This is a genomic window from Rhodococcus sp. NPDC054953 (assembly GCF_053609225.1).
The window spans coordinates 1-1,282 of the sequence record NZ_JBSGXD010000065.1 but is presented as its reverse complement, the minus strand read 5'-3'; the positions used below and the strand labels follow the sequence as shown (position 1 = coordinate 1,282).

1 protein-coding gene and 1 pseudogene are annotated in these 1,282 nt (G+C 68.6%); both read left to right on the top strand.

The features are described 5' to 3' along the window. Window positions 1-723, top strand: a 723-nt coding sequence (locus ACWF62_RS20490) for a methylenetetrahydrofolate reductase (protein ID WP_452631246.1), incomplete at its 5' end; no start/stop codon positions are given. 22 nt (window positions 724-745) lie between these two features. Then, window positions 746-1,282: pseudogene (locus tag ACWF62_RS20485) on the top strand (hypothetical protein); the annotation flags it as partial.

Genomic DNA, 1,282 nt, shown 5'->3' with positions numbered 1-1,282 from the left:
GTACGGGCCACCGAGCGGATCGCCACCGAGACGACGCTCACCCCGGTCGCCCACCTCACGGCCGTCAACCACTCGGTGTCCGAGCTGCGGAACATCATCGGGCAGTATGCGGGCGCCGGCATCCGCAACATGCTCGCGCTGCGCGGCGACCCGCCCGGCGATCCGATGGGGCAGTGGAACCGGCACCCCGAGGGTGTGACATACGCCGCGGAACTCGTGAGTCTCATCAAGGAGTCGGGCGATTTCTGTGTCGGGGTCGCGGCATTTCCGGAGATGCATCCGCGTTCCACCGACTGGGAGACGGATATCCGGCATTTCATCAACAAGTGCCGGGCGGGGGCGGACTTCGCGCTCACCCAGATGTTCTTCGACCCCGAGGACTACCTGCGGCTTCGTGACCGGGTGGCCGCCGCGGGATGCGATGTCCCGATCATCCCGGAAATCATGCCCATCGCGAATCTGCGGCAGATCGAACGCTTCAAGGAGCTCAGCAACTCCTCCTTCCCCGAAGAGCTGGAGAATCGGCTCCGCGCGGTCAAGGACGACCCGATGGCTGTACGCTCGGTCGGGATCGAGTTCGCCACCGAGTTGTGTGCACGGTTGATGGATGAGGACATCCCCGGTCTGCACTTCGTCACCCTGAACACGACGCTGCACTCGACGGCGACGCTGGACGTCTACAAGAACCTCGGTCTGCACCGGGCGGGCCTGGAACAGCGCTGAAGCACAGCTGAGAGGGGCGTACATGGGCTGGGCGGTCCTCTACATCGCGTTCGGAATCGTGGCCCTGTGGCTGCTCGGGGAGGTCCTGCTCCAGTACAAGGCGAGACTGCGCTGGCGGCTGCTGGCCTTCTCCGGCTTTCTGGCCGTGGTTCTCGGCGTGGTGCTGCCGAACGTGCCGGTGATCGCGCTGGGCACCCTCGCGTTCGCCACCGGCCAGACCTTTGTCACGCTGTCCTTCCGGCGCGGGTTCTCCACCGGCTGGGCGCTGGGCGGCCAGCCGGGCAACAGCAAGCGCCAGCGCCGCGAAGGCGCCGAGGAGAGCGGCGAGATGCGTCCGCTCGACCCGGTCGAGGAGAGCGAGGCCGGGTACGACGGCCCGCCCCCGCCCGTCCCGCCCGCGCCGCCCGCCGCAGCGGGTGAGTCCGGCGCGGACGGCGGCGGCTACGACGCGTGGGACTACGACCCGCAGGCCGCTCAGCAGGGCGGACCGGCGCCGCAGGAGCAGGACCTGTACGCCGGGCACCAGGCGGGAACGCAGTCCCAGGAGACGGTGTACGGG